The organism is Enterococcus sp. DIV0800, assembly GCF_050559735.1.
Classification (GTDB): Bacteria; Bacillota; Bacilli; order Lactobacillales; family Enterococcaceae; genus Enterococcus_A; species Enterococcus_A devriesei.
This window is the reverse complement of record NZ_CP187898.1, coordinates 1,887,027-1,908,294: the sequence shown is the minus strand read 5'-3', so window position 1 is coordinate 1,908,294 and position 21,268 is coordinate 1,887,027. Positions and strand designations below refer to the sequence as shown.

Here is a 21,268-nt window from a genome sequence, read left to right as displayed (position 1 = left end):
AGTTTGGGACAAACATGGTCAGCTTCAAGAAGTTGCGGCTTATTTCTGAAGAAGCTTCTGTCACACCCTTATACGTAAAAAATCATTTTAGCGAAAACACCGCTAAAATGATTTTTTTATACTTCACGATAATACTGTTGCTCTTCACCAAAAAAGATTGGCAATAAATCATGTAAAGTCCCAGCCAGAGCTGCAGACTGTAAGTCTTCTTTAGCTACCCAAAAAAGATTTTCTGAGACTGCTTGTTTAGTAACGCTTGCGTGATAAAGAAAGGCCAGTTCACGCGTTCCGGCTGCTAAATTATTCCATTCAGCGGTACCTTGCAGTCTAGGCTGGATCGCTAATCCAGTTTCTTCTTGGATCTCTCGGACAGCCGCAAGGTAGCTGCCTTCATTTTTTTCAACATGACCGCCGGGAAAAGTCCAGCCGGGCCAATCTTTCTTTTTCCGATCTTGGACTAGAATTTCCCCTTCTTCATTTTCAATCATTACCATCATGGTGAATTCTATCGCTAGTAAACGTTTCATTTTCTCACCTCCTTGTGATTATACAACATACTACGCAGATTTTTTTGACAATGGTATACTATTTCTAAGGAAAAGTGAGTATCCAACTGAGTCGGGAAGGCAAACGAGCACTCCTGTTTAATTAGGATATTCTTGAATCAGAATAATTATTTTTTATAAAGTAGGAGGAATAGATTTGGAGAAAAAAGAAGAAGAACTACTGATTGATTTAACTTCTGCTCGCGGCATCGCGGGAAATGAAGAAGAAGTCAGAGAGGTTTTTAAGGCATATGCTAAAAACTTCGCAGACGATATTTTTTTTGACGGCTTGGGCAGTGTGATTGCAAAACATGGCGCGGGTGGCGGACCGAAGGTTTTCATTTCGGGACACTTAGATGAGGTCGGCTTTATGGTAACGAAGATCACGGAAAAGGGCTTCTTAGAGTTTCAAACGATCGGTGGCTGGTGGAACCAAGTCATGTTGGCGCAGCAAGTCGAGATCAAGACTCGTAAAGGGAAAATCATCCATGGGGTAATTGGTTCAAAACCACCCCATGTATTGACACCGGAAGCTCGTAAAAAACCGTTCGAGATCAAAGATATGTTTATCGATATCGGCGCTACAAGTCAAGAAGAAGCCAAAGAGTGGGGGATTCGTCCTGGCGATATGGTGACACCGTATATCCAATACCAACGCATGAACGAATCTAAATTTTTATTAGCAAAGGCTTGGGACAATCGGATTGGTACAGCAGTCGCGTTGCGGGTATTGGAAAACTTATCTCAGCGGGAACATCATAATGTTCTTTTTGCTGGCAGCGATGTGCAAGAGGAAGTCGGTTTACGAGGCGCTCGCACGAGTTCACATATCGTTAATCCAGATATCGCCTTTGCCTTAGACACCGGAACAGCTGGTGATACTCCAGGAATGACACCGAAAGAAGCAGATTCGGTCTTAGGAAACGGTCCGCAAATCTTGATCTATGATGCTTCGATGGTTCCTCACAAAAAATTATTGGATTTTGTAATTGATGTGGCGGAAGAATTAGCGATTCCTTTCCAATATACGGTGATTGCCGGCGGCGGCACCGATGCGGGACAGATGCACTTAACTAGAGACGGGGTACCTTCCTTAGCGATTACTGTGCCAGTTCGTTACCTACATTCTCATACGTCAGTGATTCACGAAGAAGATTATTTGAATACCGTCAAATTAGTGACGGAGGTCGTGGCGCGTTTAGACAGCGAAACCGTCGGCGAAATCAAAAATTATTAAGACTACGGATTTTTCCGCGAAGAAGGAAGATTATTAATATCAAGATGAGGAGTGAGTCAATGAAACTTAGTGAATATCGTCAAACTGCCAAGGATCGTTTAGGTGGTCAATGGGGGATCAATGTTGGATTAGTGGTGATTGTGGGATTGTTAACGGGAGCGATCAGTAGTGTCTCTACGATGCCCAATGATACGAATCTGCAATTAGGTTTTTCTTTCCTATTAAGTATTCTCGTAATCTTTGCCTTTAGTTATGCGCTTTATTATGTCAGCTTGTATGTGGTGCGCGGTGGACGAGCTGAGCTGGGTCAGATATTTGTTGTTTTTCAAAAAGGTTACTATGTGCCACTACTATTAATCAATATCATCGCGCAAGTCGTTCAATATGCCTTAGCGGCGATCTTCTTCATTCCCATGCTACTGCAAGCCGGCAGTGGCGTCTACTTCTCCTTGATTTCATCAGGAGGAGTGACCAGTACAGATAATGTCAGTACCTTATTGAGTGTTGGATTGTTTGGTTTGTATTTCATTTTACTATTGGTCTTTTTATTAGTCACCACGATCATTAGTATTATTTTTAGATTCGCTGTTTGGGTCAAATTTGATTATCCTGATTTAAGTGTTAGTGAATCCATCAAGCGGGCGTGGCTATTATTGAAAGACCGCTGGGGCAAATATATCTTACTGCAGTTATCTTTCATTGGCTGGTATATTTTGGGCATAGTAGCTTTATTCGTTGGACTATTATTTGTGGTTGTTTATGTGAATACAGCGAGTGCGGCATTTTATGATCAAGCAGTCAAAGAAAAAATCGAGCAGGGGGAATTTGCATGAAATTAACCGTTTTAGGTTGCTTAGGTGCTTATCCTTATGAAGGCCACGGAACGACCAGTTATTTACTGCAGTCGGAAGGCTTCAATTTATTATTAGATGCTGGTAGTTCGACGTTAGTTGAGTTGGAAAAGGAATTAGATCCGTTAGATTTAGACGCGGTGATCCTGACCCATTATCACCATGATCACATCGCCGATTTAGGCGTGCTGCAATATTATTGGCAACTTTATCCAACCCAAACACCTAAACCGATTTTACCGATTTATGGACATACCGAAGATGAGTTTCATTTCAATGATTTGACGATGGAAGGGGTGTCTGAAGGGCATTCCTATTTCGAGGCAGAAGAATTGAAACTTGGTCCGTTTCTTGTTACGTTTATGAAGACGATCCACCCGGTGCCTTGCTATGCGATGCGCTTCGTGGAAGAAAAAACCGGAAAAGTGTTTGTTTTTACCGGCGATTCGGGCTATCTAGAATCCTTTAACGAATTCGCGAAGGATGCGGATTTGTTCTTAGCGGATACTTATTTATTTGACGGAAACGAACGTCATAAAGCGCATTTTACTGCTGGTGAAGCGGGAACATTCGCAAAAAACGCTGCTGTCAAAAAATTAGTGTTGACCCATCTGCCTCAACAAGGGGATTTAGAAAAACTGCGTCAACAAGCAGCGGCTGTAAGCAACGGGATTCCTGTTGAATTAGCAGCGCCGCACAAAATTTTTGAGATATAGAAATGGAGTTGGGAAAATGCTCTACGTACCAAATGATAATGAACGTGATCCACGAATAAATCTAGCGATTGAAACGTATTTATTACAAAATATGCCTTTGGACGAACCGATTTTACTTTTTTATATCAATGAGCCTTCGATCATTATTGGCCGCAACCAAAACACGATCGAAGAAATCAATAAGGAATATGTCGATGAAAAAGGGATCCATGTTGTCCGCCGGTTAAGCGGTGGTGGGGCTGTCTATCACGACCAAGGGAATTTGAACTTTAGTTTCATCATGCCTGATGATGGCAATTCCTTCCGGGACTTCAAGAAATTGACAGAACCAATCGTGGAAGCCTTGCATAAACTAGGCATTGAAGGTGCCCAATTGAAAGGTCGCAACGACCTAGTAATCGATGACAAAAAATTCTCCGGCAATGCGATGTATTCGACGAATGGTCGCATGTTTGCTCATGGGACGTTGATGTTTGACAGTGATATTGATGAAGTCGTGAATGCGCTGAAAGTCAAAAAAGACAAGATTGAATCAAAAGGCATCAAGTCGATTCGCTCTCGTGTAACGAACATCAAAGATTATTTGCCACAAGACAAACAAGCCATGACTACCGAAGAATTCCGGCAAGCAATCTTGTTGCAAATTTTTGGCGTAGACGATGTCGATCAAGTCAAGACTCACGAATTGACAGATGAGGATTGGCAAGCAATTAACAAAATCTCTGATGAATATTATAAAAACTGGGATTGGAATTATGGCCGTTCTCCAGAGTTTAACTTGGAACGACAAAAACGGTTCCCAATCGGTTCGATCGAAGTGCGCTTAGATGTCGCTAACGGCTTGATTGAAAAAGCCAAGATTTTTGGTGATTTCTTCGGGTTAGGCGAGATCAAAGATGTGGAAGAACAGCTGGTTGGTACCCGTTATGAGAAGCAAGCGTTGACTGAAGTGATCGATCAGCTTGATCTGACTCATTACTTTGGCAATATTACCAAAGAAGACTTTTTAACGTTGATTTATTAATTTAAAGAAAAAGCGGTTGTCCATCTTTATTGGACAACCGCTTTTTAGATTGAAAGAGTGATCTTAAAATATTGTTCTTTGTCTTTATTTTCCCAATGCCACTGGCCGTCAGCACTTTTTACGAAATGCTCCAAGGATTGATGCTCAATAGCTGTTTCTACTTGGATACTTTCAGCGAAGGAATGACGAGTAAAAACGTTCGTGCTGCTTTCAATCACTAGTTTTCCTGCTTGCTCTTGAATGATGATATCGACTGCACCATATTCATCGCCAAACAAAAAGTTTTCAAGCAACTGGATAATGATCAAAAGACTGTTTTCTCGCAATAATTCATGTTCTTTAGGAACCTTAATTTGATAAGTAAAAAACTTCGAACGCTTTGAAAATTCTTTCTGATAATAACTCGTTGCATGCTGTAGCACATGCTCCAATGATTGCAACTGGTCGTATTTACCGCTTTCCTGTTGTGCTAAAAGCTTAAAGGTTTGTAGCAAGTTCTGTTGCCGCTCGCCGCGAATGACCGCTTTTCGCTTTTTTTCTTGCTGTCGTTTGGCTTGCTCGCGTAAAAAGGCAAGATCTTCGCTAAAGTGATAGGAACAAATGATAAACATCAAGAAACTGAAGAGAATCAGCGGCCAGTCAATTGTTAAATTAGCTGCGCCAGCAAACAACTGAATATAGAAAAAGCAGTGAATAAAGGCAGCGATTACAATTGCTGGGGAACAAACTACATAAAAATGATTTTGATTCGCTGACTCGGCTAAAGCAATCGTTGCGGTATAAAGGGTCAAGAAAACATGAAAGCCATTAAAGACCTGCATCGTAACCGGCAGTGAGATTTGATTGATAAAAGTAAAAATCAATCCCGCGAACAAAATGAAGAATTGTAGGACAATCGCCGCTAAGTAAAATCGGTGATACATTTTAGTTCGTAATAAGTAATAGTTAGTCAAACAAACTGGAATCAAAATACCGGTAAGATTATAAATCAACGACAGACTAGTAGGACTAAATAAGGTACTGGCTGGAATATTAAAAACGATTGATTGAAACCCAATTAAAAAGATAAAGCTCACTAAGAGCAGTGTCCCAATAACTCGTTGACGAGCAGGCTTTTTCCGTAAAAAAAGTAAAACCAGCGCCGCGATTATCGAGCCGAGACAGACAATCAATAAAATTAATTGTGGGATAGACTGAAGCACAAAGTAACGGCTGATCTCTGATTTCTCTCCAATAAATACTTGAGCGGGGATTCCTGCGTAATATTCGTAAGGCGTATTAGTGATAATTCTTAATTTTTTTTGCTGATAGCCTTCAGGCAAGTGCAGCGTAGTCTGTAAAAGACCAGGCGTTGGGCTACGTTCGCTAGCAGCATATTGATATAGAAGCTGATCTTCCAAATAGACCGATACCCATTGATGATTTGCTCGAATCGCCAATTCAGGATTTTTCAATGGTGAATCTAAAATCTGTTGCATAATCAATGAATGATTAGGCCCGACATCTTTGATTCGCTGATCCGATTCACCGAAGACGAGATGGTCCGAACGATCCTTGACAAAAAAAGACCAATGCTCCGTTATTTGACGGACATTTGTTGTTTTTAAGTCAGAAAAAAACTTTGAAGAGCCTAATATAAGTGATAATAAAATAACCACAGATATGATAAGTTGTTTTCGCGTTAGAAGTTTTTTAAAAACAACTTTAAAATTTCTAAGAAACGGAATAAGATAACACCCCTTTTTTTATAAAAACACTTAACTGCAATACTTGTATGCTCATTAATTTTAACATAAAGTATAAATCTTTCAAAATTTATCCCCCTTTTTTATTCATTACATAATGAAAAAATGGATTTTTTTGCTGAATATGCTATTATAATAATAAGAGGAAAATCTTTGTTCGGAGGAAAACCACGCGTGCGTAAACATAAAAAAATAACCATAGTATATATTTTTATGATCTTCTTTCTGTTTGCCTTAGCACTAGTAACGATTGTTATTCCAAAAATACTCAATGTTACTCCTTATGTCGTAGAAGATAATAAAATGGCGCCGCAATATCGTAAAGGCGGATTGGTTTTTGTCAAAAATAAGGAGCGAGATATTCATGTGGGCGATCCAATCACCTATTATGAGAATCAAGGAAATGCAATCAAAACGCGCCGTGTCTTGGCGGTAGATGATCGCTTGGAAGGATATTTTGTCAAAGGGGATAATACGGATAAAGTGGAGATGGGCATTGTCCATAAACGCAACCTGATTGGAAGACCGTATTTCTATCTACCTTATATTGGCATCTTAGTGAATGCGCAGATCATGGGTGTTTTAAAAGTAAGTCTATTCTTGCTAGCGGTCCTGATGACTTTTTACGCGCTATTGGTTCCAGCAAGCATCCATCAATTTCGGCAACAAACAAAATAAGAAATCATTCCTCTGATTAGAAGAATGATTTCTTTTTTTATACGACCATATACCCGTTTGCAGTGAGGATGGAGCTGGCAGCCGCCTGTTTTTCTGTTTTGACTAAAATATAGTCGGTATTGTAAGTAGAGACGGCAAAAATACTAATGTCGGCATCTGCTAACAGCTGGGCGATCTTTGCTAGAATTCCAACTAAACTAAAATCTAGAACACTTTCGATTTTAAAGGCTTTCCAATCGTCTTCCCGCTCAATAGTGTCAGCGGGAACTTTATCTGTAGCCGAAACAACAGAGATTTCTTCGTCAGTCACACCAATAAACAACGGCTGCTGAGACAAGTCCAGCTCAGTTAACGCCGCGACTTGGTAAACGGACAATGCTTGCGGTAAGACAATTAGTTTCATAGGTCTTCTCCTTATATGATAATTTCGAATCACGAGTCTTCTCTTATCAATTTACCAAAGTTTCAGACTAGGAGCAATTCAATTACAACTAAAGACATATCTGATTCAGCATGAACTGCGCAGCTAGAATATCCTTGCTATAATAGAAAAAAAGTGAAGGTGAGGTACATCCATGAAATACGATTGGAAAAAAGAGGAGAAGTTTTTATACGGTGTAAAAAAAATACCGCAAGTAGTCACAGTCCCGCCGCAAAAATTTATTACGATCAAAGGAGTAGGCGACCCCAATAAGCAAGCTTTTTCAGAGCGGGTTGGAGTGTTATATCCAACTGCTTGGAAAATCAAGATGAGCTTCAAAAAATTTTATCAGCTCCATCCAGAGCAACAAAAGGATTTTGAATACGCTGAGTTTGCGATCTTTCCTTTAGAGGGAATCTGGTCCACCAAAAATGTGGAAGATATTACTGATAAGGATAGTTTTGAATATCGGATCATGTTACGGCAGCCAAACTGGATCACCCAAGAATGTTTGAGGTCGCAGTCGCTGCAGTGGCAAAGAAAGAACCCAATGACTTATTAAATGAACTTTCTTTTGAGACGATCGAAGATGGCAAATGCCTGCAAGTATTGCATCGTGGTTCCTTCGATGATGAACCGGCAACGTTTCAAAAGTTGGATCAATTCGCTGAAGCCAATGGATTAAAGCGAAAAAGTTACTCTCATCGAGAAATTTATCTCAATGATGCTCGCAAAACAGCACCTGAAAAACGTCAGACGATTTTACGCTATCAAATTGAATAAGAAAAGTGGTCCTATCGAAATTATTCATGAAGTGTTTCGCTTTTTTCTCACAAGCACAATTTTCGTCTTCTTTCCACCTTTCTAGTATAGTGGCTCTGAGGGAGGTGGAGACATGGAAAATCTTATTTTGCTGGGACATATTCTTTTTGGGATTGCTTCTTTTGTTGGCGCTTTATTATTGACGATCGGTTTTAGAAATACTTTTGCCAATCTGACAACGATCCAAAAATCCGGTATTGTTTTAACTGTGGCAAGTCTTTTTGGAACAATCGCTTTTGCGATGTTGACGAAGGGAAATATCGTAGGCGCAGGACTATTTATTGTTTTAGGATTAGCGATGTGTTGGTTGCTAGTAGCACCAAAAGCCGTGAAAGAATAAAAACGCAGGTGTTCAGAAGGGACCATCTGGACACTTTTTTTCTATCTAAGAGGGGAGACGTTTTACACAGTTACCTTTTAGCTGGCTGCATAAACTAAATTATTCAACAAAAAAACCGTTAGGAAAATAAATTCCTAACGGTTTAAAAATATCACAGGAGGGATTCGAACCCCCGACCGTCCGCTTAGAAGGCGGATGCTCTATCCGGCTGAGCTACTGTGACAGTAGTTTTGCAACAATTGCTATTATAGAAAAACTACACACGCTTGTCAATCCTAATCAGTTATTTTACTGATTCAAATAGATATTCTTTGATCAGCTTCAACGTTTTCGGATTTTCGATTAGTGAACCGTGATCGGCTTGCTCGTTGACGATGATTTCTTTATATTTTTCACTATCGCCATAAATCAGGCGGCCAGCTAAGACGCTAGTCAAAGGAACGGTAGTGTCCGTGTTTTGGTTATCTACGTTACCGGCAATATTATAGACCGTTATGTTTTTAGGGATATTCTGCTTATTTTTCAAGTAATACTTCAACAAGTCGCTCTCAGCCTTTGGTTTGGTAAAGGTCGAGCTGTTTTCGTTGTAGTCCCATGAGGTATCGTTGTACGGAGTCCCTAATGTAATCAAATGATAAAGTGCAGGATCATTACTCTTTTGCTCATTTTCCAAGTAGCCGGTAATAATCAATCCGCCGTTAGAATAACCTAAGTAGTCATAGGTATTGAAAGTATAATGTTTCTCAGCATACTCCAAGGCCTTTTGGAACCACCGTGCTTGTTTAGGCAAAGAAGGGTCAGAGCCGTCTTCGAAAGCAATCGCGATGATTGGCCGTTTCGTCTCTTTCGTAAATTGTCCAGATGAAGTAATGGAATCATCTTTGTTAACCGTGATTTTTATTTCATCAACATTTTTTTCTGTTTCTTTTAGAGAATTCACAAGACTATCAAAGCGATCGACATCGCCATTTGTCCCAGGTACCATGATGACTGGTGCAGGGATAGCCAAGGGTGTTTCAATTTTTTTCGAGGCATGAGCGGAATCTTTCGTTTTAAATAGAACAATTCCGACAAAACACACTATGATGATTGATATGATGATTCCTATTTTCTTTTTCATAGGAAATTCCTCCATTTCAGTCCTTAGTGTACGCCGAATTTTTTCAGGTACAAGTAAAAAGACGGAAATTCAAAAAAGTTTCAAATTTCCGCCGTATCTATTAGTTGTTTTTCGAAATTAAGGCAACACCGTCACCCAATGGCAATAAGGTGGAGGTTAGCTCGGGAGATTTTGTAACTTTTTCTAAGAATTCATTCAAATGACGATGAATCGCCCGATTTTTTCGTGGGATTTCTTCGATGTCTTTCAACACGGTACCGGCTTGGAAAATATCATCTACCATCAGCACACCGTTATCGGCTAGCAAGCGTAAGCATTCTGGTAAGAAGGCGATGTATTTAGATTTGGCACTGTCCATAAAAATAAAATCATAAGGACCTTCCAGTGTGCTCAGTAAATCAGCAGCGTCTCCCTCAAGTAAAGTGACTTGCTCAGTCAAGCCTAGTTTTTCAAAGTTCGCTTTGGCTTTTTCGATCATCACTGGGAACCGATCAATCGTCGTGATTTTAGCTTCTTTACCGATGGATTCAGCCATTAAACTAGCTGAAAAGCCGATGGCAGTCCCGATTTCCAAGACATTTTTCGGTTGTTTTTGTTTCAATAGGAATTGTAGGAAGACGACGGTTTCGTGGGGAATCACCGGCACGCCATTTTCATGAGCCAATTCTTCCAACGCTCCTAATTTTCCAGTCAGTTGCTTTTGCTCCGTTCGCAAGTAATGCAAAATATCTTCATTAATAATCGGGCGGTACATCATTTCATTGCGCATTTATTCGACCTCTTTCTTTAATAAGTTTCCTAGGGTGAGCCAGTCTTCCGCGATCTTTTCACTTAACGAACGATTATAAAAAATCGCTGCTGGATGAAACAGGGGAACGACGGTGTATTCTTTTTCGGATAATTGATAACGATCTTGTGCTTTGGTTAGCTCTAACACTGGTCCGTGATAAACGGTCCCATGACTTTCGCTGATCTGCCATTTTGGTCCTAGCAGCCGTTGTAAACCGATGTTGCCTAGCGTGGCAACAATCGTCGGTTGGACCTGTGACAATTCGTAATCTAAAAGCGGTGCATGAGCTAAAATTTCTTTTTTGTTTGGCGTTCGATTCGGATAAACACGTTCATTTTTCTGCGTTCGTTTATTCAAACGCTCCAACACTTTATAGGGACGACTTCTGACGGCACTCGTAATATAAGTATTTTCTCGGGTGAGGCCAATCGATTCCATCGCTTGAATCAGTTCTTTGCCGGCGGCACCAGAAAAGGGGATGTGGTTCTCGACTTCTTTTCGACCAGGTGCTTCCCCCACTAACATCAGTTTCGGATGAATAGGTCCTTGCCCTGCAATAAAACCTTCTAGTTGAAAGCCCTTTGAACGTTCTGCTACTAGGTCAACTAAACCTGTTGGATAGTCCATCATTATCACCTCGCCTTATTATAGTAGAAAAAAGCTGGCGCCACGTCAATAATTAATCATTGACTTGACCTATCTTTTTTAGTAGAATATGAATGTTGTAATTGTGGAACCCACAGCTACAACCGCACAGAACAAGTAGTAAGTACTTCGGTCACTTGGGATGGCGAGTCTAAGTATAAATAATAAGGAGGTGCCACAAGCATGTACGCAATCATCAAAACTGGCGGTAAACAAATCAAAGTTGAAGAAGGTCAAGCAGTCTACATTGAAAAATTAGACGTTGAAGCTGGCGAAAAAGTTGTCTTCGACCAAGTCGTTTTAGTAGGCGGCGAATCTACGAAAGTAGGAGCTCCTATCGTTGAAGGTGCAACTGTTGAAGGAACTGTAGAAAAACACGGCAAACAAAAGAAAGTCGTAACTTTCAAATACAAACCTAAAAAACATTCACACCGTAAACAAGGTCATCGTCAACCTTACACTAAAGTTGTCATTGACTCAATCAAAGCATAAAAAAGAAGGTGCCTAAGTTGATCAAAGGTACATTCACTCGAAACCAAGCGGGTCTAATCAGTGAATTTACGCTGACCGGTCATGCTGAAGCAGGTCCTTACGGTAGCGATATCGTTTGTGCCGCCGTTTCCGCGTTAGCCATCAGTACTGTAAATAGCTTGGATGCACTAGCGGGTGTCATTCCGAACATCGAAACCAATGATGATGAAGGTGGTTACCTTCATGTTTCAATGGAAATAAATGATTCTTTGACCCAAGAGCAGATGAATATCTCGCAAATTTTGCTAGAGCATTTATTGTTAGGCTTGCAATCAATCGAAAAAGACTATTTGGATTTCATCGAAGTCCAAACAGAATCTAAATCATAGGAGGTGCAGCTCATGTTAATGAATATGAACTTACAATTATTCGCCCACAAAAAAGGTGGCGGTTCAACATCTAACGGACGTGATTCAGAATCAAAACGTTTAGGCGCTAAACGTGCTGACGGTCAAACTGTTACTGGTGGATCAATTCTTTACCGTCAACGTGGTACTAAAATTTTCCCTGGTGTTAATGTTGGTATCGGTGGCGATGACACATTGTTTGCTAAAGTTGACGGCGTAGTACGTTTCGAACGTAAAGGCCGCGACAAAAAACAAGTGTCTGTTTACCCAGTAGCTCAAGAAGCTTAATAACTTAAAAGTCTTAATCCTGTTTTCAGGGTTGGGACTTTTTTTGTTTATTCGTAGCAATTATTCGCTTCTTTTCACTTGTTCATTTAATATTAACTATGGAATAAATGAGAGGTGTTTTTATGGACAAGAAAGAACATACGATTTTAGTATTTGGGCGAATCGCATCAACGCTCTCTGTATTGATGTATGTTTCCTACATCCCGCAGATTATGAATAATTTGGCGGGAAATAAGGGAAATCCGATTCAGCCAATGGTAGCAATGATTAACTGTATCTTTTGGGTGATCTATGCTTCCATGCAAAAGAAAAAAGATGTACCCATTATTATCGCGAATGTGCCAGGTGTCATTTTAGGTGCGATCACGTTTGTTACCGCAATTATTTAACATAAAACCAGTCAGAGCAGACCCGAAGCTTTGACTGGTTTTTAGTTTGTCTAAAAGCAAATACTTGGTAATTTTTTTATTTGATTTTTTATAAAGTTTAATTGAAGAAAATGGGATAAGACTTTGTGAAAGGATGTTGTTTTCCCTTGTATAAAAAGCTAGAATGAGGGATAAGAATGTCTTAAGAAAGGTAATTCAGTTTTGCGATTTATTTAACAAAATTAGTTGAATGATATACGGCATTCGAATGAAACTTATTTTTCGTGAGAAAAATGAATCCATTGAAACGAATAAGGATGTCAGTTCAACTTTAGCAGTTTACTAATAAGACGAATCGTCTGCAAATTACTGTTTTAAAAAAAGCGAATGGTTTAGTTGAATGATATACGGCATTCGAATGAAACTCATTTTTTGTGAGGAAAATGAATCCATTTGAAACGAATAAGGATGTCAGTTCAACTTTAGCAGTTTACTAATAAGACGAATCGTCTGCAAATTACTGTTTAAAAAAAGCGAACGGTTTAGTTGAATGATATACGGCATTCGAATGAAACTCATTTTTTCGTGAGGAAAATGAATCCATTGAAACGAATAAGGACGTCAGTTCAACTTTAGCAGTTTACTAATAAGACGAACCGTCTGCAAAATTGCTGTTTAAAAAAAGCGAACGGTTTAGTTGAATGATATACGGCATTCGAATGAAACTTATTTTTCGTGAGAAAAATGAATCCATTGAAACGAATAAGGAGAAAAAATGAAAATTATCGTTTTAGGTGCTGGCAAGGTCGGGAAATCTCTGACGCAGCATTTATCTAATGAAGATTATAATTATGATGTGGTCATCATTGATTTACATGCTGAAAAGGTCGAAGCAATCGTGAATCAGTACGATGTGTTGGGGATCGTCGGCAATGGTGCCACCTACGACATCTTGATGGAAGCAGGAGTCAGTGATGCGGATATTATCATCGCTGTGACTGAAACGGATGAGCTAAATATTTTAGCTTGTTTGATGGCGAAAAAAATGGGTGCTCAAAATTCCATCGCTCGCGTCCGGAATCCTGACTATTTGAAGCAGCGTTCCTTTATGCGGGATCAATTAGGAATTTCTATGATCATCAATCCCGAATTAGAAGCAGCGAATGAAATTCGGCGGATCTTGCTTTTTCCTTCAGCCTTTAAAGTTGATACTTTTGTCAGCGGTAAGATCGAGCTGGCGGAATTTCGGCTAAAAGAAAATACACGTCTAAACGGCGTGCCATTGAATCGTTTAGTGAAGGTTTCTAAATCGAATGTGTTGATTTGTGCGGTTCGCCGCAAGGAAGAACTGATTATTCCGGATGGAAATTTCGTACTTGAACAGAACGACAGAATTCACGTGATGGGTCAGCATCGAGACTTGGTGCGTTTTTGTCATGACATCAATTTATTTAAACAAAAGACTAAGCGGATCATTATTGTCGGCGGCGGCCGGATCGCATTCTATTTGGCGCGCCAATTGGTTGAGCATGGGATTCAAGTAAAAATTATCGAGAACAATCCGAAGCGTTGCTTAGAGCTTTCAAGAAAGCTGCCTGAGGCGACGATCATTGAATCGGATGGCAGTGATGAAGAGGTATTGATTGAAGAGGGGATCGAATCGATCGATGCCTTAGTCGCCTTAACTGGATTGGATGAAGAAAATATCGTGATCTCGCTTTACGGCAAGCAAATGAATGCGAAAAAAACTGTGGCGAAGGTGACGCGAATGAATTTCGTCCATGTCTTGGACCAATTGGATATCGACAGTGTTATCTCCCCCAAAAATATTATCGCTGGCCATATCTTACGCTTCATTCGAGCAAAAAATAATAAGGATGATGACAGCAGCGTGAAGACCTTGCATCGATTGGTGAATGATGATGTTGAAGCGATGGAGTTTGTGGTCACGTCTCAGTCAAAATTCCTAGACAAAAAGGTTTCTGAGGTTCACTTGAAGGACAACGTATTGATTGCGGCGATCTCAAGAGAACGTGGTTTTGTTATTCCAAAAGGCGATACCGAAATTCGGTTGAAGGATCATATCGTGATTATTACAACAGATCGAAATATTTGCTGCTTAAATGATCTGGTAAGGAGATAACGATCGATTACTATGAATAAAAAAATGGTTCTATTTACATTAGGCAAATTATTGAAGGTGGAGGCAGGGCTACTATTATTGCCACTATTGGTCTCGTTGATTTATCAAGAAAAGGTAACCACTTCCTATGCCTTCGTATCAATATTCGTTTTTTTAGTAGGATTCTTATTGTGTCGAAAGACGCCTAAAAATCGAAACATTTATGCGAAAGAGGGCTTCTTCATCGTTGGGGTCAGCTGGTGTTTACTGTCGCTTTTTGGGGCATTGCCTTTCGTTTTGACAGGTGAGATTCCTTCCTTTACCAATGCTTTCTTTGAAACGGTCTCTGGTTTTACGACGACTGGTTCATCGATATTATCGACGCTTGAGGGTATGAGTCACGCGAGTTTATTTTGGCGCAGCTTTACCCATTGGGTCGGTGGGATGGGGATCTTGGTCTTTACCGTCGCCTTTATTCCATTGGCTTCTGGTCGGACGATGCATATTTTGAAAGCCGAGATGCCAGGACCAGTGATTGGTAAATTGGTGTCTAAGGTACGGGTCACCGCCCGCATACTCTATGTCATTTATGGCGCTTTGACGGTACTCCAGATTGTTTTATTAATCATCGGAGGAATGCCGGTTTTCGATAGCATGCTGAATTCTTTTGCGACTGCTGGAACGGGTGGCTTTTCCGTTACTGATGCAGGGATCGCTGGATATAATAGTGCCTATATTGATGGTGTGATCACGGTCTTCATGATTCTCTTTGGAATTAATTTTAACCTGATTTATTTCTTTATTATTGGAAAAATCATTCCGGTATTGAAAAGTGAAGAATTACGAGGCTATTTGACAATTATCGCGGTAGCAACAATTCTAATTACCGTGAATATCGCTTCACAGTATCCTTCATACTTGAAAGCTTTTCGTTATGCCGTTTTTCAAGTGGCATCGATCATTACGACGACAGGCTTTGCTACGGCAGATTATGATTTGTGGCCGATGTTTTCTCAAGTGATCTTGCTATCTTTAATGTTTATTGGCGCTTGTGCTGGTTCCACAGGCGGAGGGATCAAAGTTTCGCGGATCATGATGCTCTCGAAGCATGCTCTGCAAGAGTTAAAACGGATTTTACATTCTCGGACAGTCACTACCTTGAATTTTGAAGGAGAGGCGATTGCGCCTAAGACGATCAGCAACATCCATTCGTATTTAGTTCTGTATTTGTTAGTGTTTGCTAGCTCATTACTGATTATTTCTTTGGAGAATGTTGATTTCCATACGACTTTTTCAGCAGTGGCGACCTGTATCAATAATGTTGGACCGGGCTTCAACGGTGTCGGTCCCACCCATAACTTTGGCTTTTTATCCAATCTTTCTAAATGGACATTATCCTTTGCCATGCTAGCTGGACGGTTGGAAATCTTTCCGATATTGATTCTCTTTTCAAAATCCTTCTGGCGAAGTTAACGCAATAGAAGCAGCCGACTTCTTTTGACCAATTCTTTGCTGTAAACGATTCTCAGACTGATTGTTTGGTTTTTGCTTGTTCTGGCTTTCTATCAAAGCGTATAATTAAGATAGAAAAGCAAAAGGAGTGTTGACGATGGCGGAAACAAAACACAACATTGCTGAGCGAACTTGTGCCAACTGTGCGTATTGGGAAGGACAACGATTGACTGACGAAGCTTTAGGTATTTCTTTCATCAATCCAAATGAAGTTGCGAAGTGTACAAATGAACAAAGTCCAGATCGTTATCAAGAAGTGACGCCGTCTCACTCATGTGATTTTTGGAAAGATGCTGTTTAAATTTGATTTTTTTCCTGTCTTCCTGGAAGATGGGAATTTTTTTGTTTTTCCGCTTGTTTCGAGCAAAAGGATGGGGAAGTCCAACTTTTTACTATTTATATAGAAGAAACAAGGTATCTTTTTAGGAAATTAGGAAAGGATAAAAGAAATTGTCGGGATTTATTAAGGAAGTTTATATAATTCTTGTGAAAAATCAAGAAAATTTCCATTTGTAAAAAATATAGTGTATTATTCTATAACAAATTATTTGACATTTTAACAAAAACTATAGATGATTGATAATAGGAATACACTAATAAAGTAGGTGACTGAATGGAACGACGGATTGACCGCATTTATCGCTTTGTATCAGAGAACGCGAATGTAACAACAAAAGATGTTGCGGATTCTTTAGATATTCAGCGAACAAATGCCAGTAAAGATTTAAATTTACTTGTTAAAGAGGGCCAATTGAATAAAAGTGAAGGAAGACCTGTTCGCTATTTTATTTCGACCCAATCAGTAGAAGTGTCGTTTGATCCAGAACCTGTTCATGATAAAGCCACCAAAATTGAACCGCCAGAGAAAAAAATTCTGAATCAGAATACTGGAAATGTTTTTACTCAAATCATTGGCTCGACCGGCAGTATGCGTAACGCTGTGGAGCAGGCGAAGGCGGCCATTTTATACCCGCCACGTGGCTTGAATTGTTTGATCACCGGACCTACTGGCTCGGGGAAAACCTTTTTTGCTCACGCGATGTTTCAATTCGCTCAAACTGAAGGTACCATTAAAAGTGATTGTGAGCTAGTTGTGTTTAACTGTGCCGATTACGCTAACAATCCAGAACTATTAATGAGTCATTTATTTGGATACGAAAAGGGAGCCTTTACGGGAGCAGATACCGACAAAGATGGACTGATCCAGCAAGCGGACGGTGGAATGCTGTTCTTAGATGAAATCCATCGCTTGCCCCCCGAAGGCCAGGAAATGATCTTTTATTTTATGGATCATGGTACGTATAGTCGCTTAGGAGAAACGGGGAAAAATCGTTTCGCAAATGTTCGGATCGTTGGCGCGACTACAGAAGATCCTCATTCCTCTTTATTGGATACCTTTGTTCGAAGAATTCCGATCAATATCCAGATGCCAGCCTTCAGTAGTCGTCCAGCCGCAGAGCAATTGGATTTGGTTCGGGTGATGGTAGCGATGGAAGCCAATCGAATTCAGCGCAAGATCACTTTGACTGAAGATGTGGTAAAGGCACTTCTTGGCAGCGTCTCTTATGGAAATGTCGGCCAATTAAAATCAAATGTTCAATTGATTTGCGCCCGTGGTTTTATGAACCACATGATGCAAGAGGAAATCCCTATCACATTGAATGATTTGACGGAAGGAATCAAAGCCGGCTTAGTCCAGCTTTCTGCCGATCGAATCAAAACGACGGATATCTCACCATATCTTGAACCAGAGATGGTAGTCACTCCGAATGAAATCGATGAATTGATTAAGACGGATACTTATGAGTTGCCTTATAATTTGTACGATATCATTGGTGACAAGGCCGCGTTATTGAAAACGGAAGGTCTGGATCAAGAAACGATCAATCATTTTATCTCAACGGATATCAATGTTCATTTGAAATCATTTTATAAAGATCACGGCTTTACCTTTGACACGGAAACACGCTTAACGGAATTTGTCGATAAGCATGTGATTGATACGAGCAATAAAATCGCTGCTCTTGTAAGTGAAAGGTTAGAGACTCATTTTCAACAGAACTTTATTTATGCGATGAGCCTGCATATTTCTTCGTTCTTGAAAAAAATCCATGTTGGTGAGACTCGTGAGACGAATGATAATATTCGTGAGATGGCCAAAGACTATCCGACAGAATTTGCGGTAGCTCGTGAGATTCGGCGTTTAGTTGAACAGGAATTCCAAGTGATTATTCCAGAGAGCGAAGATTATTATTTAACGGTCTTACTGGTTTCATTGCGCGAGGATCAATCTTCAGGCAAGATTGGTGTGGTTGTGGCGGCACATGGAAATAGCACGGCGTCATCGATGGCGCAAGTCGTTCGCGAGTTGCTAGATGTCACGAATATCAACGCAGTGGATATGCCGCTAGATATGCATCCACGGGTGGCCTATGAAAAAATGCGAGAAGCAGTCACGCAAATTGATGACGGCAGCGGCGTTTTGATTATGGTAGATATGGGATCACTTGCTACTTTTAATGAAGAGATTCGAAAGGACACAGGGGTAGAGGTTCGAACCTTAGACATGGTGACGACGCCCTTATTGATTGAAGCCGCACGCAAATCCAGTGTACTCGGTTCTGGTGTGGATGAGTTGTATGAATCCTTGCAAGGCTTTCGCGGCTATGGCCACGTAAGTCAAGAAAATGAGGAAGTCAGTGAGAAACAGGCGATTTTGGCCGTCTGTGCTTCCGGTGAAGGAACAGCGCAACGTTTGAAGGAAATTATTGAACGCCCATTGAAGCAGCGCAATTTGAAACATATCGAAGTGCTGACTTTGGCGGTAGGAGATATAAAAACCAAAGTTCCTGCCTTTAAAGAAGAATACAAAATTATCGCAACGACAGGGATTGTTGATCCTAAGGTCGGTGCTCCTTATATCCCAATGGAAAAATTTATTAACCAAAAAGCGGAGCAAGTCATTGACGAATTGTTATTAGAAAATGATTTAGCAGATCAAGGTGAAGTCGTCTTAGATGCTAAGCAGGCGCGAGAATTGTGTATCAAATTTATGGAAGAGAGCTTTACGTTTGTCAATCCTAGCAAGATCATTGAGCCTTTATGGCATTTAGCTACGACGGTTATCGAGAATAATGGGAATTCCTCGGACTATGCTTTGATGGTGAACTTCGTCATGCATATGGCTGGAACGATTGAGCGTGGAATTTTACAGCAGCCGTTGAAAGTCGATGAAGAGTCTAAAAAAATCTATCAGAAAGTAATGGATAATAAAGTAATGAATCGAGGGTTGAACGAATTAGAGAGTCAGCTTCGGATTTCGATTCCCACCTCAGAGCGTTACTATATTTATCAATTACTCAAAAATCATGAAGAAGTAATCACATAATAAATACACAAAAAGGATACAGTATACTGTATCCTTTTTGTGTGTATCGTTTAAAAGCTGATAACTAAAGAATTTCTTGCTAGTGTATTTTGGCACGGCAATTGCTTTGTATTAAGTGAGTAGCTGTGTGTCAGTGTACTCTTAATTTGTAGCACAAGTCTTTTAGCATCGGAGCCTTGTATTAGTTGTAGGAGGTGGTGGGATGGTAATGGATATACGCCTCACTCGGATCGATGATCGTTTGATCCATGGTCAAGTAGCTACCGCATGGTCAAAGGCAACTGGAATTGAACGGATTTTAGTAGTCAGTGACGAAGTGGCTAATGATGAGTTGCGAAAATTCCTATTAAAACAAGCCGCTCCACCAGGTATCAAGTCTAATGTCGTCACAAAAAGAAAATTGGTAGAGGTTTATCAAGATCATTTGTTTGATGGAATGAAGATCATGCTACTATTTGCTTCTCCGCAGGATGTGTTAGAAGTGGTCCAAGCGGGCGTTGATTTGAAGGCCGTCAATATCGGTGGTATGCGTTTTTGCGAAGGGAAAAAGATGATCACAAACTTTATTTCCATGAATGAGGACGATATTGCTTGTTTCAGCACTTTAGCTGAACTAGGAGTCGAGTTGGAAGTACGACAAGTACCTACAGACCGCAAAACAGATCTAATGCAATTGATCAAAAAAAGAAAAGATGCTGCAACAACTTAATTTTGGTTACAGGTTTTTAGAACTTATTTATATTTTTGAGCTGTAACAATATATAGTAGGAGGTATAGAGATGGTAGGAATTATCATTGCCAGTCATGGTGAATTCGCTAATGGTATCTTGCAATCCGGAGCGATGATCTTTGGAGAACAAGAAAATGTCAAAGCTGTAACTTTGATGCCCAGCGAAGGACCTGATGACGTTAAGGCAAAAATGAAAGACGCAATTGCTTCTTTCGAAAACCAAGACGAAGTATTGTTCTTAGTCGATCTTTGGGGTGGAACTCCTTTCAACCAAGCCAACAGCTTGTTTGAAGAACACAAAGACAAGTGGGCAATCGTTGCTGGTATGAACTTACCAATGTTGATTGAAGCGTATGCTTCACGTTTTTCAATGGAAACTGCGCATGAAATCGCTGCTCACATTTCAGGAACGGCAAAAGAAGGCGTAAGAATTCGTCCAGAAGAATTGGAACCAGCTGAAGCAGCTCCAGTAGCAGCAGCAGATAACGACCAACCTAAAGGAGCTATTCCAGAAGGAACAGTTCTTGGTGATGGACACATCAAATTTGTGTTGACACGTGTGGATTCTCGTTTACTTCATGGACAAGTAGCAACTGCTTGGACTAAAACAACTGGACCGAGCCGTATCATCGTTGTTTCAGATGCAGTAGCAAAAGATGATCTTCGTAAGAGATTAATCGAACAAGCTGCTCCTCCAGGTGTTAAAGCAAATGTTATTCCAATCGACAAAATGATCGAAATTTCAAAAGATCCTCGTTTCGGGAATACAAAAGCATTATTGCTATTTGAAAATCCTGAAGACGTGCTTAGAGCAGTTGAAGGCGGCGTAGACATTAAAGAGGTCAACGTTGGTTCAATGGCGCACTCAGTCGGTAAAGTCGTAGTAAGTAAAGTATTGTCAATGGGTCAAGAAGATGTTGATACTTTTGAGAAATTAAAAGCAAAAGGAATCAAATTTGATGTACGTAAAGTACCAAATGATTCTAAAGACAACATGGACGAAATCCTTAACAAAGCTAAAAACGAATTAAAAAATGCATAAGTAATA

General features: G+C 40.2%; 22 protein-coding genes, 1 tRNA gene, 1 pseudogene and 1 other annotated feature. Of the genes and pseudogenes, 17 read left to right on the top strand and 7 right to left on the bottom strand.

The features are described 5' to 3' along the window. Window positions 1-116: 116 nt before the first annotated feature. On the bottom strand, window positions 117-527 hold the full coding sequence (locus IGI54_RS09315) for an NUDIX domain-containing protein (protein ID WP_430620525.1): 411 nt from the start codon (window positions 525-527) through the stop codon (window positions 117-119). A 175-nt stretch (window positions 528-702) separates the two neighbouring features. Between IGI54_RS09315 and IGI54_RS09310 the strand changes: the two genes are divergently transcribed. The 4 genes from IGI54_RS09310 to IGI54_RS09295 are packed head-to-tail and all read left to right on the top strand — an operon-like array spanning window position 703 to window position 4,373. Continuing rightward, window positions 703-1,782, top strand: coding sequence for a M42 family metallopeptidase (locus IGI54_RS09310; RefSeq protein ID WP_071860706.1), 1,080 nt, complete (start codon window positions 703-705; stop codon window positions 1,780-1,782). Between the two features lie 59 nt (window positions 1,783-1,841). After that, window positions 1,842-2,615 carry a DUF975 family protein gene (locus IGI54_RS09305; RefSeq protein ID WP_071860707.1) on the top strand — a complete coding sequence of 258 codons (774 nt, stop codon included), beginning with the start codon at window positions 1,842-1,844 and terminating at the stop codon, window positions 2,613-2,615. Further along, window positions 2,612-3,349: an MBL fold metallo-hydrolase gene (locus IGI54_RS09300; RefSeq protein ID WP_071860708.1), complete on the top strand. Its 738-nt coding sequence runs from the start codon at window positions 2,612-2,614 to the stop codon at window positions 3,347-3,349. Before IGI54_RS09305 ends, IGI54_RS09300 begins: the two co-directional genes overlap by 4 nt. A 16-nt stretch (window positions 3,350-3,365) precedes the next feature. Beyond that, a complete protein-coding gene (locus IGI54_RS09295; protein WP_430620524.1) occupies window positions 3,366-4,373 on the top strand; it encodes a lipoate--protein ligase in 1,008 nt (335 codons plus the stop codon). A 44-nt stretch (window positions 4,374-4,417) separates the two neighbouring features. On the opposite strand, the gene IGI54_RS09290 is transcribed toward IGI54_RS09295, so the two are convergent. Continuing rightward, window positions 4,418-6,031: an MFS transporter gene (locus tag IGI54_RS09290; protein ID WP_430620523.1), complete on the bottom strand. Its 1,614-nt coding sequence runs from the start codon at window positions 6,029-6,031 to the stop codon at window positions 4,418-4,420. Window positions 6,032-6,292: 261 nt separating this feature from the next. Here IGI54_RS09290 and IGI54_RS09285 point away from each other — a divergent pair, with 261 nt between their 5' ends. Further along, complete coding sequence (locus IGI54_RS09285) at window positions 6,293-6,796, top strand: signal peptidase I (RefSeq protein ID WP_071861033.1); 504 nt, start codon at window positions 6,293-6,295, stop codon at window positions 6,794-6,796. A gap of 37 nt (window positions 6,797-6,833) precedes the next feature. On the opposite strand, the gene IGI54_RS09280 is transcribed toward IGI54_RS09285, so the two are convergent. Further along, window positions 6,834-7,199: an ACT domain-containing protein gene (locus IGI54_RS09280; RefSeq protein ID WP_430620522.1), complete on the bottom strand. Its 366-nt coding sequence runs from the start codon at window positions 7,197-7,199 to the stop codon at window positions 6,834-6,836. Window positions 7,200-7,371: 172 nt separating this feature from the next. Between IGI54_RS09280 and IGI54_RS09275 the strand changes: the two are divergent. Both IGI54_RS09275 and IGI54_RS09270 read left to right on the top strand, forming a co-directional pair. Further along, window positions 7,372-8,000 (top strand): annotated as a pseudogene (locus IGI54_RS09275) (GyrI-like domain-containing protein). A 112-nt stretch (window positions 8,001-8,112) separates the two neighbouring features. Continuing rightward, entirely contained in the window at window positions 8,113-8,379 is a 267-nt protein-coding gene (locus IGI54_RS09270; protein ID WP_216428294.1) for a Na+-transporting malonate decarboxylase, carboxybiotin decarboxylase subunit, madB, read from the top strand. Between the two features lie 149 nt (window positions 8,380-8,528). Here IGI54_RS09270 and IGI54_RS09265 read toward each other — a convergent pair. The 4 genes from IGI54_RS09265 to IGI54_RS09250 all read right to left on the bottom strand — a co-directional run bounded on the left by IGI54_RS09265 (window position 8,529) and on the right by IGI54_RS09250 (window position 10,916). Then, window positions 8,529-8,602, bottom strand: a tRNA-Arg gene (locus tag IGI54_RS09265). A 60-nt stretch (window positions 8,603-8,662) separates the two neighbouring features. Beyond that, a complete protein-coding gene (locus IGI54_RS09260; RefSeq protein ID WP_430620521.1) occupies window positions 8,663-9,499 on the bottom strand; it encodes an alpha/beta hydrolase in 837 nt (278 codons plus the stop codon). 100 nt (window positions 9,500-9,599) lie between these two features. After that, window positions 9,600-10,268, bottom strand: coding sequence for an O-methyltransferase (locus tag IGI54_RS09255; protein ID WP_430620520.1), 669 nt, complete (start codon window positions 10,266-10,268; stop codon window positions 9,600-9,602). Further along, complete coding sequence (locus IGI54_RS09250; protein ID WP_430621493.1) at window positions 10,269-10,916, bottom strand: uracil-DNA glycosylase; 648 nt, start codon at window positions 10,914-10,916, stop codon at window positions 10,269-10,271. Window positions 10,917-11,026: 110 nt separating this feature from the next. Further along, window positions 11,027-11,097 (top strand) — a sequence feature (ribosomal protein L21 leader region). Between the two features lie 20 nt (window positions 11,098-11,117). Between IGI54_RS09250 and rplU the strand changes: the two genes are divergently transcribed. The 10 genes from rplU (at window position 11,118) to IGI54_RS09200 (ending at window position 21,262) form a co-directional block, all read left to right on the top strand. Then, window positions 11,118-11,426: a 50S ribosomal protein L21 gene (gene rplU / locus IGI54_RS09245; protein WP_010740661.1), complete on the top strand. Its 309-nt coding sequence runs from the start codon at window positions 11,118-11,120 to the stop codon at window positions 11,424-11,426. A gap of 17 nt (window positions 11,427-11,443) precedes the next feature. Then, window positions 11,444-11,794 (top strand): ribosomal-processing cysteine protease Prp, encoded by a 351-nt coding sequence (locus IGI54_RS09240; protein ID WP_071860716.1) that lies wholly within the window; start codon window positions 11,444-11,446, stop codon window positions 11,792-11,794. Window positions 11,795-11,806: 12 nt separating this feature from the next. Then, window positions 11,807-12,100, top strand: coding sequence for a 50S ribosomal protein L27 (gene rpmA, locus IGI54_RS09235; RefSeq protein WP_010779981.1), 294 nt, complete (start codon window positions 11,807-11,809; stop codon window positions 12,098-12,100). A 122-nt stretch (window positions 12,101-12,222) separates the two neighbouring features. After that, the gene (locus IGI54_RS09230; protein ID WP_071860717.1) at window positions 12,223-12,489 is read left to right on the top strand and encodes a SemiSWEET family transporter; all 267 of its coding nucleotides are present in this window, start codon (window positions 12,223-12,225) and stop codon (window positions 12,487-12,489) included. 754 nt (window positions 12,490-13,243) lie between these two features. Then, on the top strand, window positions 13,244-14,611 hold the full coding sequence (gene trkA, locus IGI54_RS09225; RefSeq protein ID WP_071860718.1) for a Trk system potassium transporter TrkA: 1,368 nt from the start codon (window positions 13,244-13,246) through the stop codon (window positions 14,609-14,611). A gap of 12 nt (window positions 14,612-14,623) precedes the next feature. After that, window positions 14,624-16,063, top strand: a complete 1,440-nt coding sequence (locus IGI54_RS09220) for a TrkH family potassium uptake protein (protein WP_313629982.1) — start codon at window positions 14,624-14,626, stop codon at window positions 16,061-16,063. Window positions 16,064-16,199: 136 nt separating this feature from the next. Then, on the top strand, window positions 16,200-16,403 hold the full coding sequence (locus tag IGI54_RS09215) for a hypothetical protein (protein WP_071860720.1): 204 nt from the start codon (window positions 16,200-16,202) through the stop codon (window positions 16,401-16,403). A gap of 312 nt (window positions 16,404-16,715) precedes the next feature. Next, window positions 16,716-19,490: a sigma-54-dependent transcriptional regulator gene (locus IGI54_RS09210; protein ID WP_430620519.1), complete on the top strand. Its 2,775-nt coding sequence runs from the start codon at window positions 16,716-16,718 to the stop codon at window positions 19,488-19,490. Between the two features lie 202 nt (window positions 19,491-19,692). After that, complete coding sequence (locus IGI54_RS09205; protein WP_071860722.1) at window positions 19,693-20,199, top strand: PTS system mannose/fructose/N-acetylgalactosamine-transporter subunit IIB; 507 nt, start codon at window positions 19,693-19,695, stop codon at window positions 20,197-20,199. Window positions 20,200-20,269: 70 nt separating this feature from the next. Continuing rightward, window positions 20,270-21,262 (top strand): mannose/fructose/sorbose PTS transporter subunit IIA, encoded by a 993-nt coding sequence (locus tag IGI54_RS09200; RefSeq protein WP_430620518.1) that lies wholly within the window; start codon window positions 20,270-20,272, stop codon window positions 21,260-21,262. Window positions 21,263-21,268 lie beyond the last annotated feature (6 nt).